The sequence below is a fragment of the Sphingomonas sp. SKA58 genome (assembly GCF_000153545.1).
In the GTDB taxonomy this organism is placed as follows: Bacteria; Pseudomonadota; Alphaproteobacteria; order Sphingomonadales; family Sphingomonadaceae; genus Sphingobium; species Sphingobium soli.
Window position 1 is genome coordinate 621744 of record NZ_CH959306.1, and the last position, 15221, is coordinate 636964.

The window sequence follows — 15221 nt, forward strand, 5'->3', positions numbered from 1 at the left end:
TTTTCACACCGACCGCAGACGCATTCGCCAGGTCGCCATCCTTTTGGCCCTTGCTCATCGTACTGATGGGGCTATGGGCGGCTTCCACAATCGTGTCAGCTTTTCGCAAGGGTCGAATCCAACCCATCGTTAGGGGTGTGGACTGGACATTTGAGCGTAAATCTCAGCCTAAGCGCTTTTGGGCAGCGCTACTGTGGAACGGCACGCTTGGTGGGCTATGTATTTCCATGGGCGCGATTGGTGTTCGTGATGCGCCGGTCCAGCAAGAGCGGGAAAAATGCCATAATTATCAGGATCGCTTTTCGGCCGTAGAGGCAATCGAAGCGTGCAATGCGTTGCTGAAAGGGGCCAATGGTCGAGCGCAGAGATCGGACATATTGCTGGCTAGGGGTAACGGCCACTATGACCAGAAAAATTATATATTGGCGGAACGAGACTACGCCGCGTCGGCAAATCTCGATCCCGAAAATTCGGCAGTTTGGTACAATCTGGGTCTCGTTTCAACCAAACTCGGCAATCGCAGCGCCAGTATTCGTCACTACGGTCAGGCCATCACAAAAGACAATAAGAATGGGGAGGCGTTCCTCAATCGCGGACTGCTGTTTCTTGACGATGGCGAGTTGGATAGGGCCATAGCGGATTTTACCGAGGCCGCTAACTTGGAACCCGAAAACGCTACAGCGTTGGCAAACAGGGGTATTGCTTATGTTTGGAAAAGGGACACCCAGAAAGCACTTGTTGATTTTCAGAAAGTTGATGCAATTGACCGGTCTAATGTCATCGTTCTGCACGGCCGCGCGCTGCTAAGCCTTCATGGCGGAAATCCCCATGCTGCCATAGAGCAACTTTCCGCAGCCATCGGGCATGATCCTGATGACTTATGGGCGCTCCGCCTGCGCGGCGATATATATGAATCCCTCGGTGATTATGCTCGGTCGCAGGCGGATACGGACAGAGTGCTCAAGATCAACCGGGGGATGACGTCGAAATCATAACCCTATTCAGCCCCCTCTACCCACAGGGTCGCGCCTTCCGCGCGGATGATGCGGACGCGGGCGCCGGCGGGGGCGTCGGGGCCGCGCGCGGTCCAGACGCTGTCGCCCACGCGCACCCGGCCCTCGCCGCCGCTGATCGGTTCCACCACGCTGACCGTCTCGCCGATCAGCCGGGCGGCGCGGTCATTGAGCAGGGGATCGGTGGAGGCGACGGGATGGTCGACATACCAGCGCCGCCCGGCATAGACGGCGATGATGCTGAGCGCCGCGAACAACAGCAATTGCAGCGGCAGGCCGATCGGCAGCGCCAGCGCGGCAAGCCCGGTGATCGCCGCGGCGATCGCGATCCAGATCAGGAATACGCCGGGGATCAGCACTTCGCCGATGCCGAGCAGCGCGGCGAACACCAGCCAGGCCCAATGATCCTCCATCATGGCGATCCAGTCGGTCATGCCCGCTCTCTCCTGCCGCCGTCACGCGCCATCGCCCTTACCCCTGGCTCTGGCCGAACGGGCCGCGACGCGGCGGCGCGGGCGGGGTGGGAATGGGCTGGCCATCGGTGCCCAACGCGTCCTTGGCAAGCTGGCCAATGCCGCCCAGCGTGCCGATCAGCTGCGTCGCTTCCACCGGGAACAGGATCGTCTTGGCATTGGGCGACGTCGCGAATTGCTGCACCGCCTCGGTATATTTCTGCGCGATGAAATAGTTGAGCGCCTGCGGATTGCCCGACGAAATCGCGTCCGACACCATCTGCGTCGCCTTGGCCTCCGCCTCGGCCTCGCGCTCGCGCGCCTCGGCGTCGCGGAAGGCGGCCTCGCGACGGCCCTCGGCTTCGAGGATCTGGCTTTGCTTCGCGCCCTCGGCCTTCAGGATTTCCGACGCGCGCAGGCCTTCGGATTCCAGGATCAGCGCGCGCTTCTCCCGCTCTGCCTTCATCTGCCGGCCCATCGCGTTGACGATATCGGCGGGCGGGCGAATATCCTTCAGTTCGACGCGCGTGATCTTAATGCCCCAGCTGTTGGTCGCATGATCGACGACGGACAGCAGCCGCGCGTTGATCTCGTCGCGCTTGGACAATGTCTCGTCCAGGTCCATCGACCCCATCACCGTACGCAGGTTGGTCGTCGCCAGCTGCATGATCGCGACATAGAGTTCGCTCACTTCATAAGCCGCCTTGGCCGCGTCCAGCACCTGGAAGAAGACCACGCCGTCGACCGACACCATGGCATTGTCCTTGGTGATGATTTCCTGCCCCGGAATATCGACAACTTGCTCCATCATGTTGATCTTGCGGCCCACCGCGTAGAAGAAGGCGGGGTAGAAATTGAGGCCGGGCCGGGCGACCTCCGTGAACCGTCCGAAGCGTTCGATCGTATATTGATAGCCTTGCCGCACGACCTTCACGCTAACGGCAAGGTAGAAGAGCACAAGGCCGGTCAGTGTCAGGGCAAAGGTGGTCAGCATGGCGCTTTCATTTTCCGTGAGGGCATGTCCGGCTTGGATCATGCGCCTGTTTCGTTAACGAGGAAAGTCAAACCGACCGCAAAGGAGAGTAAGCCCCATGTTGCTGCGCCACGCCCGTTCGCTGCTGTTCCTGCCCGCATCCAACCCGCGCGCCATCGCCAAGGCGCGCACCTTGCCGTGCGACATGGTGATCCTGGACCTGGAAGATGCCGTGGCCGATGACCGCAAGGCAGAGGCGCTGGAGCAGGCGCTCGAAGCGCTGGGCGAGGGTTTTGGAACAAGGCTTGCCGCCGTGCGCATCAATGTCGAGGGGGCGGCCACCCATGGGCGCGAGATGATCGCGCTCAAGGGCACGGCGGCCGACTATGTGGTGCTGCCCAAGGTCGAACATCCCAAGCAGGTCAAGGATGTCTTTTCCGTCAGTCAAAAGCCGGTGATCGCGATGATCGAAAGCGCGCGTGGCGTGCTGGCGGCCAATGCCATCGCCGCGGGGGAAGGCTGCGCCGGGCTGTTCATGGGCAATAACGACCTGCGCCGCGACCTTGGCCTTCCTGACAATGCCGGGCGCGCGGGCCTAGGCCTTGCGATGCAGACGGTGGTGCTCGCCGCCCGGGCGGCGGGCATCGCGGTGTTCGACGGCGTGTTCAACCGGCTGGACGATGAAGCGGGTCTGGAAGCGGAATGCGCCGAGGGCCATGCGCTGGGCTTTGATGGCAAAACGCTGATCCACCCCGCGCAGGTCCCGGTCGCCAATCAGGTGTTCGGCCCAGACGCCCAGGCCCTGGCCGACGCCCGCCGCCTGATCGAAGCCGCCACCGGCGGCGCCGAACGCTTCGAAGGCCGCATGATCGAAACCATGCACGTCGAACAGGCCAGGGCGCTCATCGCGCGTGCGGAAGCCGTAGGGGGATAAGCGGGAGTAAGACTTTTCGAACGAACGGCGGTCCGCTTCGGGCTGTGTTGCAGTGATGCTACACGTCGCAACAAAAACGTTACAATTGCCCTCTGTTCGTCGCACCGGGGTTGATCCGTCGGATCGCTTTTGGCGTCTTTCACCGGATTGAGTTCGCCCCCGAACTCTCACAAAACAGAGGGAAAATATATGCATCGCACCGCTGTTGCGGCGCGCCGGCTGCTTGCGGCCAGCGCCTTGTCCACCCTGATCGTCGCGCCGGCCTTTGCGCAGGATGCCGCGCCCGCCGATGCCGGCGACACGATAGTCGTTACCGGCAGCCGTATTCAGCGCAGCGACTATAATCTTGCCAACCCGCTGGTCACGGTGACCGCCGAAGCACTGGAGCAGGCGGGTAACATCCAGCTGGTCGATACGCTGGCGCAGAACCCCGCGCTCATCAATTCGCTCAACGGCGCGCGGACATCGGGATCGAACGCGGACTTCGGTGCGGTCGGCGTCCAGCTGCTTGATTTGCGCGGTCTGGGCGAAAACCGCACGCTGGTTCTGGTCAATGGCCGCCGCCATGTGGCCAGCTTGGCGGGGTCGGCCGCCGTGGACATCAGCACGATCCCAAATGATCTGGTGGAGGCGGTCGATGTCCTCACCGGCGGCGCATCGGCCATTTATGGCGCGGACGGCGTGTCGGGCGTCGTCAATTTCCGCCTGAAGCGCGATTTCGACGGGTTCAAGGCAAGCGGCCAGGTCGGCATTTCCAGCCGCGGCGACGCCGGGCAGCGTTATGGATCGCTGACCTATGGCCGCAATTTCAGCGACGGGCGCGGCAATATCGCCCTGTCCTACGAATTTCGCGAACAGGATCGGCTGAGCAGCTTCAACCGGGCGCGCACCGGCAATCCGCTCGACACCTATGGCATCGTGCGCAATCCTCTCGACTTCCCCGACGATCCGAACATCCCCGATCGCGTGCCGACCAATAATCTGCGCTATGCGGACAGTTCGCTGGGCGGCGCGATCGACGTCGATTTCGATGGCATTCCCGACTATACCGGCGAAGGCAAAGTCTATGATCGCGGCACGTTGCTGCCGTCGTCGGGCGGCTTGACGCAGGGCGGCGACAGTACGCCGCTGGCTGGCTATCAGGGCGATTTGCAGGCCTATAACCGTGTCCATAATATCAATCTGCTGTCACATTACGACTTCAGCGACGCGGTCAAATTTTTCTTCGAAGCCAAATATGTGAAGAACAAGACGAAGACGCTGGCGCAGCCATCCTTCGACTTCTTCACCTATCTGTCGCCCGATAATGCCTATTTGCAGGATCAGTTCGGCGCGCTGGCGCCCGATGGCGCGCTGATTTCTCGCGACAATTTCGACATGGGCGTGCGTGGCGAAGAAAATGAGCGCGAAACGATGCGCTTCGTTGGCGGCTTTGAAGGCGCGATTTCCGATCATGCCCGCTACGAACTGTCCTACACTTTCGGTCAGACCAAGTCGAAGGTGCTGCTGACCGACTATCGCATCGGCGATCGTTACTGGGCGGCGATCGACGCGGTGCGCGATCCGGCGACCGGTCAGATCGTCTGTCGCTCGACCCTCGACCCGACGGGCAATATCAATCCAGACAATTATGACGCGCCAGCCACTACCTTCACGCCGGGTGCTGGCAGTGGGTGCCAGCCGCTCAACCTGCTGGGCAACGGATCGCCCAGCCAGGCCGCGCTCGACTGGGTCAATGCGGACATCATGAACCGCGCCAAGATTCAGCAGCATGTCGTGTCGGGATCCATCTCGGGCGATTTTGGCCAGTTCTTCGAGTTGCCCGGTGGCCCGGTGGGCTTTGCCCTTGGCGCGGAATATCGTAAGGAAAAGAGCAGCTTTGTGCCTGACGATCTGCTCCAGCAGGGGGCGCTCGCCGATTTCTCGCTCCAGCTTCCCGAACGCGGCAGCTTTGACGTCAAGGAAGTCTTCGGCGAATTGTCGGTGCCGGTGCTCAAGGAAGTGCCCTTCGCTTATAATCTGAGCTTCGGGGCCGCACTGCGCCTGTCGGACTATTCCACCATCGGCAAGACGACGACGTGGAAGGTGGACGGCACCTACGCGCCGATCCCGGACATCACTTTCCGTGGCACCTGGTCGGAAGCGGTGCGTGCCCCCAACATCACGGAATTGTTCGCTCCGCTGAATGGGGGCTTCTCGTTCATCGGCGATCCGTGCGACCCGGTCTATATCGGCGAAGGCACGCAATATCGCGCCGCCAATTGCCAGGCGGCTTTGTCTGCCCTGGGCCTGACGCCCGATCAGATTGCCGCCTTCAACCCGGAAAATGATCCGACGGCGACGGTCAGCCTGCCCGGAAACAGCGGCGGCAATCGCAATCTGCGTGAAGAAACCGCGCGGACCTGGACGGCGGGCGTCGTGGTGCGGCCCAGCTTCATTCGCGGGCTGGTGGCATCCTTCGACTGGTATGACATCAAGCTGAAGAACGCGGTCAACACCGCCACGGCCGAGGAAGTCGCCGAACTATGCGTCGACCAGCCGTCGCTGGACAATGTCTTCTGCGGCAATATCTCGCGCGATCCCACGACCGGCTATATCAACGGCTGGTTCGTGCAGCCTCAGAATGTGGCCAATTTCCGTACCTCCGGCGCGGATTTCAAGCTGAACTATCAGTTTGAAACCGCCAGCGCCGGCAACTTCGCCCTGTCGCTGGTTGGCGGCTACCTCAACAAGCTGGAGTTCATCCCGACCCCGGGCGCGACCGTCGATGTCGATCGCGAAGAGCCCTATTATCCCAAGTGGAACGCGACCGGGGACATCACCTGGAAGCTTGACAAGCTGACCGTCAACTACGGCATCAGCTGGTTCAGCAAGACGCGGCGCTACGAAATCGAACAGACCAATGCCAATCCCGACATCGCGGAATCCAAATATCTGTGGTACAAGGAAAAGTGGCAGCACGACCTCTATGTCGCCTATGACGTGGACGAACGCTTCCGTTTCTATGTCGGCGCCAACAATCTGTTCGACCAGCAACCTTCGATTGCGTCGAGCAACTATCCGATCAGCTATGTCGGCCGCTATATGTATGCGGGTGCCAAAATCACGATGTGATGTGACTGGTCCTATAGTGATAGAAAGGAAAGGGGCGGTTATCTGCCCCTTTTTGCTTGGATGCTCAAAAATTCGGGCGGCGTTTTTCGCGGAAGGCGGCGGCGCCTTCGGTGAAGTCGGGCAGGGTGAAGGCGTCGCGGAACAGCGATAATGTGGCATCGTCGTCGTCGGCCTGGCCGTCGAGGATGCGGCGGATGATCGCCTTGGCGGATCGCACGCTGTGCTGGGCATTGGCGGCGATCGCGCGGGCGATCGCATCGGCGGCGGCAAGCGGATCGGGCGCGATCTCGTCGATCAGGCCAATCGTAAGCGCCGTCTGCGCATCGTGCAGCGCGCCGGTGAAAAGGATGCGCTTGGCCCGCGCTGGCCCGACCAGGTCGACCAGCAGCTTGGTGTCGAACAGCGAATAGACGATGCCCAGTTTCGCGGGCGTGATGCCCAGCCGCGCGGCGGGCGCAGAGATGCGCAGGTCGCAGGCGATCGCCATGCCGCAACCACCGCCTATGCAATCCCCGCCGATCGCGGCGATCACCGGCTTGTCGGCATGGGCCAGCGCATATTGGGTGGAACGGATCGCGGCCTGATTGGCGATGCGCCAGTCGGGATCGGCCGCGCAGCGGGCAAATTCGTCGATATCCGCGCCGGCGCAGAACAGGCCGGGCGTGGCGGAGGCGAGGATCAGCACGCGCACCGTATCGTCGGCCATGGCTTGCGCGACGAGGCGCGGCGCATCCTCCCACATCGCCTGCGTCATCGCGTTGCGGCGCGCGGGCCGGTCGATCAGCAGCCGGGCGATCGGTCCCTCGCACTCCAGCCGCAGCGTCATGCGCGCGCCCTCATCCCGGCCAGCGTTCCAGCAGCGGCACCAGCTCGTCGAAATGCGCGATCACCGCATCCGCACCCAGTTGCTCCACCGGCCCGTCCAGAAAACCGAAGCCGACCGCGATATTGGCGATGCCCGCATTGCGCGCGCCGGCAATGTCGTTGATCGTGTCGCCCACGAAGATCGCGCGGCCGCCGCCCGCACGCTCGATCATCGCCCGGATGGGCGCGGGGTCGGGCTTGGACACGCCCACGGTGTCGCCGCTGACGATGGAAGCGAACCGGTCATGCAGGCCGATCTGCCGCATCAGGGGAATGGTGAACCGCTCGACTTTGTTGGTGCAGATGGCGATCCGCACGCCCCGCTGCGCCAGTGCGTCGAGCGCCCAGACCGCGCCGGGATAAGGCACGGAATGGATCGCCAGATTCTGCGCATAATGGTCGAGCAATATGGGCAACAGATCGGCCAGCATCGCCTCGTCACAGCCCCCCGACGCATCCAGCGCGCGTTGCAGCATCACCCGCGCGCCCTTGCCGACGAAGGGGCGGATGTCGGCCGCAGGGAAGGGATTGCGGCCGATGGTGCCGATCGCATGGTTGACCGCGGCGGCCAGGTCGCCACTGGTGTCGATCAACGTGCCGTCCAGGTCAAAGCCGACAATATCGAAGGGAATGCTGTTCATGGCCGCGTTCCATGCCGCGTGCGCGGTGGCAAAGGCAAGGCAAACATGGCACAGAGCGGCCAGCACAGGCCAATCATCGGGAAATCATCGTGACCAGTTCCGCCGCTCGCCCGCTTGCCGTCATCATCCTTGCCGCCGGGCAGGGGACGCGGATGAAATCGTCGCTGCACAAGGTGCTGCACCCGGTCGCCGGGCGGCCAATGCTGCTGCATCTGCTGGCGAGCGCGGCGCAGCTGTCGCCCCAACGGCAGGTGGTGGTCGTGGGCGCGGGCCGCGACCAGGTGGAGCGCGCGGTCGAAGGCACCGGCGCGATTGTCGCCGTGCAGGACCAGCAGCTGGGCACCGGCCATGCGGTCGCGCAGGCGCATGACGCGCTGGCCGGTTTCGCGGGCGATGTGCTGATCCTTTATGGCGATGTCCCGCTGGTGTGCGCCGACACGATGCGCGCAATGCTGGATCGGCTCAACCGGGGCGACGAGCCGCGCGCCGTGGTGCTGGGCTTTCGTCCCGACAATGCGGCGGCCTATGGCCGCATCATCGCCGACGGGCAGGGCATTATCGAGAAAATGGTTGAATATAAGGACGCCGATGAAGCCGAGCGCGCCGTCACCCTGTGCAACAGCGGCCTGATGGCGGTGCGATCGACCGACCTGTTCGTGCTGCTTGACGCGATCGGCAACGACAATGCAGCGGGCGAATATTATCTGCCCGACATCGTCATGCTGCCCGGCGGCCAGAGCGCGGTGATTGAAACCGACGCGTGGGAAGTGGCGGGCGTCAACAGCCGCGCCGAACTGGCTGGGGTGGAGGCGCTGTGGCAGGCGCGCCGCCGGGCCGATGCGATGCGCGACGGCGTGACGCTGGTCGCGCCCGAAACCGTCTTCTTCTCGCATGATACGCTATTGGGTCGCGACGTGGTGGTGGAGCCCAATGTCGTCTTCGGCCCCGGCGTCACCATTGCCGACAACGTCATCATCCACGCCTTTTCCCATCTGGAAGGGGCCAGCGTCGACAGCGGCGCGGCCGTCGGCCCCTATGCGCGGCTGCGTCCGGGCGCGCAGATCGGCGCAAAGGCCAAGGTCGGCAATTTCGTCGAGATCAAGCAGGCGACGCTGGGCGAAGGGGCCAAGGCCAATCACCTGTCCTATATCGGCGACGCCAGCGTGGGGGCGGGGGCCAATATCGGCGCGGGTACCATCACCTGCAATTATGATGGCTATTTCAAATATCGGACGGAGATCGGCGCGGGTGCGTTCATCGGCTCCAACAGCGCCCTGGTCGCGCCGGCCAGCATCGGCGCGGGCGCGATCGTGGCGGCCGGCAGCGTGGTGACCCGTCCGGTAGAGCCGGATTCGCTCTGCCTCGTCCGGCCCGAACAAGTCGGCAAGACCGGCTGGGCGGCCCGCTTCCGCGAGAGGATGCAGGCGAAGAAGCAGCGCCCTTGAGCGCGTACCGCTCGTGATCCGCAAATTGCTCCTGGGGCTGGCGGCGTTGCTGGTGCTGGGCGTCGGCTTTGCCTTGTGGTTGATCCACAATGCGCGCGCGATGCCGGTGGTGCGGCGGGCGGAGGTGATCTTGCCCTATCCGGCTGGTGCGGCGCTGCGCCCCGTCACCGTCGCGCTGCTGACCGACACGCATTTGTCCGGCCCGGACAACAGCCCGCAGCGGATGGCGCGGATCGTGCGCCAGATCAACGCGCTGCGCCCCGACCTCATCCTGCTGGGCGGTGATTATATCGGCGATGACAAGGGCGCGGCCATCTATGACGCGCGCGCCAGCATCGCGCCCTTTGCCGCGCTGCGCGCGCCGATGGGGGTGGTGGCGGTGCTCGGCAATCATGACAGCCGCAGCAAGCAGAACCGCCGGGCCTTGAGCGCGAGCGACTGGCAGGCGGCGTTCCATGCGGTCGGCATCACGTTGTTGCAGGACGGTGCGGTGCGACGCGGGCCGCTGGCGATCGGCGGCCTGAAGGATATCTATACCCGCAAGCCAGCGATTGACGGGACACTGGCGGCGATGGCGCGCGTCGGCGGCGCGCCCATCCTCCTGTCGCACGGGCCAGACGTGTTCCCGCGCCTGCCCGACACGCCCTCGCTAACGCTGGTGGGTCACACCCATTGCGGCCAGATCGCCTTCCCCTTCGCCGGCATCGTCTATGTGCCGTCGAAATATGGCACGCGCTATGCTTGCGGCCGTTATCGCGAGGGTGAGCGTCAGATGATCGTCGCGGCGGGCGTGGGCACCAGCGGCCTGCCCTTTCGCATGCTTGCCCCGCCCGACATCTGGTTCCTCACCATCCGGCCCGCCGCGCCGAAATAGTTGTGCCGCGCTGTTGGCGCAGGGGCGCGGAGTCTTTAATGGCTGGTCCGTGGCCTTGGCAGCCGATTGCGGCGCGCGAGGGGCTTGAGCGGGACAATAGCGGGGCGTTTCCTTCATGTGCGGCATTATCGGGATCATCGGCAGGGACGACGTGGCGGAACGGCTGGTCGATGGTTTGAAGCGCCTGGAATATCGCGGTTATGACAGCGCGGGCGTCGCCACCATCCATGACGGCGCGATCGAACGCCGCCGCGCGGAGGGCAAGCTCAACAATCTGGTGAAGGAACTGGTCGCCGAACCGCTGCCCGGCACCACCGGCATCGCCCATACGCGCTGGGCCACCCATGGCGCGCCGACCACCAGCAACGCGCATCCCCATGCCACCGCGCAGGTGGCGCTGGTCCACAATGGCATCATCGAAAATTTCAAGCCGCTGCGCGAGGAACTGGTCGCGCGCGGCCGCGTGTTCGACAGCCAGACCGACACCGAAGTCGTCGCTCATCTGGTAAGCGAGCAGGTGGAGCAGGGCGCGTCCCCGACCGACGCTGTACGGGCGATATTGCCGCGCCTGCACGGCGCCTTCGCGCTCGCCATCGCCTTTCGGGAGCATCCCGACCTGCTGATCGGCGCGCGGCTGGGGTCGCCGCTGGTGGTGGGCTATGGCGAGGGTGAAACCTTCCTTGGGTCGGACGCACTGGCGCTCGCTCCGCTGACGCAACGCATCGCCTATCTGGAGGAGGGCGACTGGGTCGTCATCACCCGCGACGGCGCCGAGATTTTTGACAAGGACAACAACCCCGTCGACCGCCCCGTCACCATTTCCGGCGTGTCGGGCGCGATGATCGACAAGGGCAATCATCGCCACTTCATGCAGAAGGAAATTTACGAACAGCCGGTCGTCGTCGCCCAGACGCTGCGATCCTATCTGCGCCGCATGGAAAACCAGATTGCCATGCCCGACATGGATTTTGACCTGGGCCAGGTGAAGCGCATCACCATCGTCGCGTGCGGCACCAGCTTCTATGCCGGGCTCGTCGCCAAATATTGGATCGAAAAATTCGCCCGCGTGCCCGTCGATATCGATGTGGCAAGCGAGTTTCGCTATCGCGAACCGGTGCTGGAATCGGGCGGCCTTGCCCTGTTCATCAGCCAGTCGGGCGAAACCGCCGACACGCTGGCGGCCTTGCGCCATGCCCGCGCCGAAGGGCAGATTATCGCGGTTGTCGTGAATGTGCCGACCAGTTCGATGGCGCGCGAGGCGGACCTGCTGCTGCCCACCCATGCCGGGCCGGAAATCGGCGTCGCATCGACCAAAGCCTTCACTTGTCAGCTCGCCGTGCTGGCGGCGCTGGCGGCCAATCTCGCCCGCGCCAAGGGCAAGCTGACGGCGGTAGAGGAAGCCGACATCGTCTGGCACCTGTCCGAAGCGCCTGCCGCGCTCAACCAGGCGCTGGCCCGCGACGGCCAGATCGAGGCGATGGCGCACCTGATCGCGCCGGCGCGCGACGTCCTGTATTTGGGGCGCGGCCCGGATTATCCGATGGCGCTGGAAGGCGCGCTGAAACTCAAGGAAATCAGCTACATCCACGCCGAAGGCTATGCTGCGGGGGAAATGAAGCATGGCCCCATCGCGCTGATCGACGATGCCGTGCCGGTCATCGTGATCGCGCCAAGCGGCCCATTGTTCGAAAAGACCGTCAGCAACATGGCCGAAGTGCAAGCGCGCGGGGGCAAGGTGGTACTGATTTCCGACGCGGACGGCATCGCCATCGCGGGCGAAGGCTGCATGGCGACGATCGAAATGCCGCAGGTCCATCCGCTGATCGCGCCCTTGGTCTATGCCGTACCGGTGCAGCTGCTCGCCTATCATGTCGCCGTCGCCAAGGGCACGGATGTCGATCAGCCGCGCAACCTTGCCAAATCGGTGACGGTGGAGTGAGCGAGGACCAGTTCGCGCAGGATGAGGACAGCCGCGCGGCGCGGCCGGAGATGCTGACCGTCAGCTTCGATCATTGGGAAGGGCCGCTCGATCTGCTGCTGACGCTGGCGCGCAACCAGAAGGTCGACCTGCGCGAAATCTCGATCCTCGCGCTGACGCAGCAATATCTCGCCTTCATCGAAGGGGCGCGGCAGCTCAAGCTCGAACTCGCCGCCGACTATCTGGTAATGGCGGCCTGGCTCGCCTATCTCAAATCCTCGCTGCTGCTGCCCCGCGCGGAACAGCCCGATCCCAGCCCCGAGGAACTGGCGCTGCGGCTGCAATTGCGGTTGCAGCGGCTACACGCGATGCGCGATGCCTCGGCCCGGCTGATGGCGCGGGACCGCATCGGCCGCGACGTGTTTCGCCGCCGCCGCCCGGAAGGGCTGGCGCTTGTCAAAAAGGCGCAGTGGCAAGCCAGCCTCTATGATCTGATCCAGGCCTATGGCCAGATTCGCGCGCGTACGCAGCCGGTGGTCCACACCATCGCCGTGCGCCCGGTCGTGACGCTGGACGAAGCGATCCAGCGCGTCGGCGCGCTGGTCGGCGCGGCGCTGGACTGGACGCGGCTGGAGGCGTTCCTGCCGGCCGGTCTGGAGCAGCCCAAGGCGAAGTCGGCGCTGGCGAGCAGCTTTGTCGCGGCGCTGGAACTCGCGCGGCAGGGGCGGCTCGATATCCAGCAGGACGGGATTTTCCAGCCCATCTATTTGCGCGCCGCCGTGCCGGGACGGGTGGCATCATGAATTCAGAACCCGATGATTATATGCGCGCCATCGAAGCGGCCCTGTTCGTCGCCGAAGCGCCGATGACGGCGGCCGAACTGAAACTTCATGTCGGCGATGGCGATATGGCCGCCGCGCTGGCGAGTCTGGCCGACGCCTATGCCGGGCGCGGCGTCAATCTGGTCGAGCGCGGCGGGCGCTGGCATTTCCAGACCGCGCCCGACCTTGCCCATATACTGCGTCGCGAAAAGGACGAGCCGCGCAAATTGTCACGCGCGGCAATGGAGACGCTGGCGATCATCGCCTATCATGAGCCGGTCAGTCGCGCGGAGATCGAGGCGATCCGCGGCGTTCAGGTCGCCAAGGGGACGCTGGACGTGCTGATGGAGGCGGGCTGGGTGCGTCCGGCGGGGCGCCGCGAAGTGCCCGGCCGGCCGCTTATATATGCAACCAGCGTAGACTTTCTGTCACATTTCGGCCTTAGCAGCCGTCGGGACCTGCCGGGGCTGGAGGATCTGCGCGCCGCCGGGCTGCTCGATCCCGTCGATCTGGCACTGGAGGCTATGGGCGGCCAATCCGTTCTGGAAAATGATGAGGAAGAGGCCTAGTAAGGCCCTCTGACAGGAGTAAATATTATGGGTTCCTTCTCGCTGATGCACTGGGTGATCGTGCTCCTGGTCGTCATGCTGCTGTTCGGCGGCGGCCGTATTTCCGGCCTGATGGGTGACGTTGCCAAGGGCATCAAGAGCTTCAAGAAGGGCATGGCGGACGACGATGAGGACGCCAAGCCCGCCAAGCCCGCCACCCGGATCGAAGGGCATCGCGTGCCCGAACAGGACGCGCCCGGCACGACCACGGAAGAAAAGACCAAGGCCTGATCCTTCAACCCCCGGGCCGGTAGTCGCGCATGTTTGGCATCGATTCGACCGAATTTCTGGTGATCGTGATCATTGCGGTGATCGTGATCGGTCCCAAGGACCTGCCGCGCGCGCTCTACAAGGTGGGGCAGATCGTGGGCAAGGCGCAGGGCATGGCGCGCCATTTCCGCACCGGCATCGACGCCATGGTGCGCGAGGTGGAACTGGAAGAGCTGGAAAAGAAATGGGCCGCGCAGAACAAGCGGATCATGGACGATCATCCGCCCGCGCCCGCGACCGACGCGCTGCCGGCGCCCGATGCTGCGTCGGATGATGGCTCGTCCGTCGCCGCGTCCGAATCGGCTCTGCCCGGCGCGGATGGGGCAAAAGGTGCGGATGCGCCGCCCTATGTCGCCGATCCTGCGCCGCCCGCGCCCAAGCCCGCCTTTGTCGCCGAATCACGCCCAGCGCCCGCTCCGCCGCCGTCACAGGAGGGCGATCGTCCACCTTATGTGGCGGCCGCCCCTGCCAAGGACGACGAGGCCTTGCCCGCGCACAAGGGTGACGCGGCGGCATGATCAACGATATTGACGACAGCAAGGCGCCCTTGCTCGACCATTTGATCGAGCTGCGTGGTCGGCTGCTCAAATGCGTCTATGCGCTCGCCATCACTGGCGCGATCTGCTTCTATTTTTCCGAGCAATTGTTCGCCATTCTCGTCCACCCGCTCAAGGAGGCCTTCGGCGATGGCGGCGGGCGCTTGGTCTACACCAAGCTTTACGAAGCCTTTTTCGTGCAGGTGAAGATCGCCTTTTTCGGTGCCTTCTGCCTCTCCTTCCCGATCATCGCCAACCAGCTCTGGGCCTTTGTCGCGCCCGGCCTGTACGCGCGCGAGAAAAAGGCGCTGCTGCCCTTCATCCTGGCGACGCCCTTCCTCTTCGCCATGGGTGCCAGCCTCGCCTATTTCGTGGTGATGCCCACTGCCTTCCACTTCTTTCTGGAGTTTCAGGGCGACAGCAGCGGCCTGTCGGTCGAGGCATTGCCCAGCGCCGACGCCTATCTTGGCCTTGTTATGCAGTTCATTTTGGCCTTCGGCATCAGTTTCCTGATGCCGGTGCTGCTGATGCTGCTCAACCGCGCGGGTTTTGTCACGCGCGCACAACTGATCGGCATGCGTCGATATATGATCGTCGCCGCGTTCGTGCTGGCCGCCGTGCTGACCCCGCCCGATGTCGTGTCGCAGCTGATGCTCGCCATCCCGCTGCTGCTGCTCTACGAAGTCACGATCATCGCCATCTGGTTCACCGATCGCAAGAAGGTGGAGCCGGAGGACGCGGAAGAAGTCGCGGCCTGA

General features: G+C 63.9%; 15 protein-coding genes. 11 read left to right on the forward strand and 4 right to left on the reverse strand.

Features of this window, described 5'->3' with window-relative positions; translation table 11 throughout:
• Positions 1–227 precede the first annotated feature (227 nt).
• Complete coding sequence (locus SKA58_RS03510) at positions 228–995, forward strand: tetratricopeptide repeat protein (protein ID WP_009820969.1); 768 nt, start codon at positions 228–230, stop codon at positions 993–995.
• 2 nt (positions 996–997) lie between these two features.
• On the opposite strand, the gene SKA58_RS03515 is transcribed toward SKA58_RS03510, so the two are convergent.
• Complete coding sequence (locus SKA58_RS03515) at positions 998–1447, reverse strand: NfeD family protein (RefSeq protein ID WP_009820970.1); 450 nt, start codon at positions 1445–1447, stop codon at positions 998–1000.
• Positions 1448–1484: 37 nt separating this feature from the next.
• Entirely contained in the window at positions 1485–2459 is a 975-nt protein-coding gene (locus SKA58_RS03520; protein WP_037542527.1) for an SPFH domain-containing protein, read from the reverse strand.
• Positions 2460–2556: 97 nt separating this feature from the next.
• Between SKA58_RS03520 and SKA58_RS03525 the strand changes: the two genes are divergently transcribed.
• A complete protein-coding gene (locus SKA58_RS03525; protein WP_009820972.1) occupies positions 2557–3372 on the forward strand; it encodes an HpcH/HpaI aldolase/citrate lyase family protein in 816 nt (271 codons plus the stop codon).
• 189 nt (positions 3373–3561) lie between these two features.
• Entirely contained in the window at positions 3562–6486 is a 2925-nt protein-coding gene (locus SKA58_RS03530; RefSeq protein WP_009820973.1) for a TonB-dependent receptor plug domain-containing protein, read from the forward strand.
• Positions 6487–6550: 64 nt separating this feature from the next.
• Here the strand turns inward: SKA58_RS03530 and SKA58_RS03535 are convergent, their stop codons facing one another.
• Positions 6551–7312, reverse strand: coding sequence for an enoyl-CoA hydratase/isomerase family protein (locus tag SKA58_RS03535; protein ID WP_009820974.1), 762 nt, complete (start codon positions 7310–7312; stop codon positions 6551–6553).
• A 10-nt stretch (positions 7313–7322) separates the two neighbouring features.
• Positions 7323–7991: an HAD family hydrolase gene (locus SKA58_RS03540; protein ID WP_009820975.1), complete on the reverse strand. Its 669-nt coding sequence runs from the start codon at positions 7989–7991 to the stop codon at positions 7323–7325.
• Positions 7992–8143: 152 nt separating this feature from the next.
• Between SKA58_RS03540 and glmU the strand changes: the two genes are divergently transcribed.
• The 8 genes from glmU (at position 8144) to tatC (ending at position 15221) form a co-directional block, all read left to right on the forward strand.
• Positions 8144–9436: a bifunctional UDP-N-acetylglucosamine diphosphorylase/glucosamine-1-phosphate N-acetyltransferase GlmU gene (glmU, locus tag SKA58_RS03545; RefSeq protein WP_050763005.1), complete on the forward strand. Its 1293-nt coding sequence runs from the start codon at positions 8144–8146 to the stop codon at positions 9434–9436.
• Positions 9437–9536: 100 nt separating this feature from the next.
• Positions 9537–10310, forward strand: coding sequence for a metallophosphoesterase (locus SKA58_RS03550; RefSeq protein ID WP_083784875.1), 774 nt, complete (start codon positions 9537–9539; stop codon positions 10308–10310).
• Between the two features lie 115 nt (positions 10311–10425).
• On the forward strand, positions 10426–12249 hold the full coding sequence (glmS, locus tag SKA58_RS03555) for a glutamine--fructose-6-phosphate transaminase (isomerizing) (RefSeq protein ID WP_009820978.1): 1824 nt from the start codon (positions 10426–10428) through the stop codon (positions 12247–12249).
• A gap of 50 nt (positions 12250–12299) precedes the next feature.
• Positions 12300–13031 (forward strand): segregation and condensation protein A, encoded by a 732-nt coding sequence (locus SKA58_RS03560; RefSeq protein WP_050763006.1) that lies wholly within the window; start codon positions 12300–12302, stop codon positions 13029–13031.
• A complete protein-coding gene (scpB, locus tag SKA58_RS03565) occupies positions 13028–13618 on the forward strand; it encodes an SMC-Scp complex subunit ScpB (protein WP_009820980.1) in 591 nt (196 codons plus the stop codon). The genes SKA58_RS03560 and scpB overlap by 4 nt, the downstream gene beginning before the upstream one ends.
• 27 nt (positions 13619–13645) lie before the next feature.
• The gene (locus SKA58_RS03570; RefSeq protein ID WP_037542078.1) at positions 13646–13888 is read left to right on the forward strand and encodes a twin-arginine translocase TatA/TatE family subunit; all 243 of its coding nucleotides are present in this window, start codon (positions 13646–13648) and stop codon (positions 13886–13888) included.
• A gap of 29 nt (positions 13889–13917) precedes the next feature.
• The gene (locus SKA58_RS03575; RefSeq protein ID WP_009820982.1) at positions 13918–14445 is read left to right on the forward strand and encodes a translocase; all 528 of its coding nucleotides are present in this window, start codon (positions 13918–13920) and stop codon (positions 14443–14445) included.
• Positions 14442–15221, forward strand: coding sequence for a twin-arginine translocase subunit TatC (gene tatC / locus SKA58_RS03580; protein ID WP_009820983.1), 780 nt, complete (start codon positions 14442–14444; stop codon positions 15219–15221). The genes SKA58_RS03575 and tatC overlap by 4 nt, the downstream gene beginning before the upstream one ends.

What these genes read in the sequence shown, in the direction of transcription:
- SKA58_RS03510 (WP_009820969.1), top strand. Translation starts at nt 228, where the DNA reads ATGGGCGCGATTGGTGTTCGTGATGCGCCGGTCCAGCAAGAGCGGGAA.
- SKA58_RS03515 (WP_009820970.1), bottom strand. Translation starts at nt 1,447, where the DNA reads ATGACCGACTGGATCGCCATGATGGAGGATCATTGGGCCTGGCTGGTG.
- SKA58_RS03520 (WP_037542527.1), bottom strand. Translation starts at nt 2,459, where the DNA reads ATGCTGACCACCTTTGCCCTGACACTGACCGGCCTTGTGCTCTTCTAC.
- SKA58_RS03525 (WP_009820972.1), top strand. Translation starts at nt 2,557, where the DNA reads ATGTTGCTGCGCCACGCCCGTTCGCTGCTGTTCCTGCCCGCATCCAAC.
- SKA58_RS03530 (WP_009820973.1), top strand. Translation starts at nt 3,562, where the DNA reads ATGCATCGCACCGCTGTTGCGGCGCGCCGGCTGCTTGCGGCCAGCGCC.
- SKA58_RS03535 (WP_009820974.1), bottom strand. Translation starts at nt 7,312, where the DNA reads ATGACGCTGCGGCTGGAGTGCGAGGGACCGATCGCCCGGCTGCTGATC.
- SKA58_RS03540 (WP_009820975.1), bottom strand. Translation starts at nt 7,991, where the DNA reads ATGAACAGCATTCCCTTCGATATTGTCGGCTTTGACCTGGACGGCACG.
- glmU (WP_050763005.1), top strand. Translation starts at nt 8,144, where the DNA reads ATGAAATCGTCGCTGCACAAGGTGCTGCACCCGGTCGCCGGGCGGCCA.
- SKA58_RS03550 (WP_083784875.1), top strand. Translation starts at nt 9,537, where the DNA reads ATGCCGGTGGTGCGGCGGGCGGAGGTGATCTTGCCCTATCCGGCTGGT.
- glmS (WP_009820978.1), top strand. Translation starts at nt 10,426, where the DNA reads ATGTGCGGCATTATCGGGATCATCGGCAGGGACGACGTGGCGGAACGG.
- SKA58_RS03560 (WP_050763006.1), top strand. Translation starts at nt 12,300, where the DNA reads ATGCTGACCGTCAGCTTCGATCATTGGGAAGGGCCGCTCGATCTGCTG.
- scpB (WP_009820980.1), top strand. Translation starts at nt 13,028, where the DNA reads ATGAATTCAGAACCCGATGATTATATGCGCGCCATCGAAGCGGCCCTG.
- SKA58_RS03570 (WP_037542078.1), top strand. Translation starts at nt 13,646, where the DNA reads ATGGGTTCCTTCTCGCTGATGCACTGGGTGATCGTGCTCCTGGTCGTC.
- SKA58_RS03575 (WP_009820982.1), top strand. Translation starts at nt 13,918, where the DNA reads ATGTTTGGCATCGATTCGACCGAATTTCTGGTGATCGTGATCATTGCG.
- tatC (WP_009820983.1), top strand. Translation starts at nt 14,442, where the DNA reads ATGATCAACGATATTGACGACAGCAAGGCGCCCTTGCTCGACCATTTG.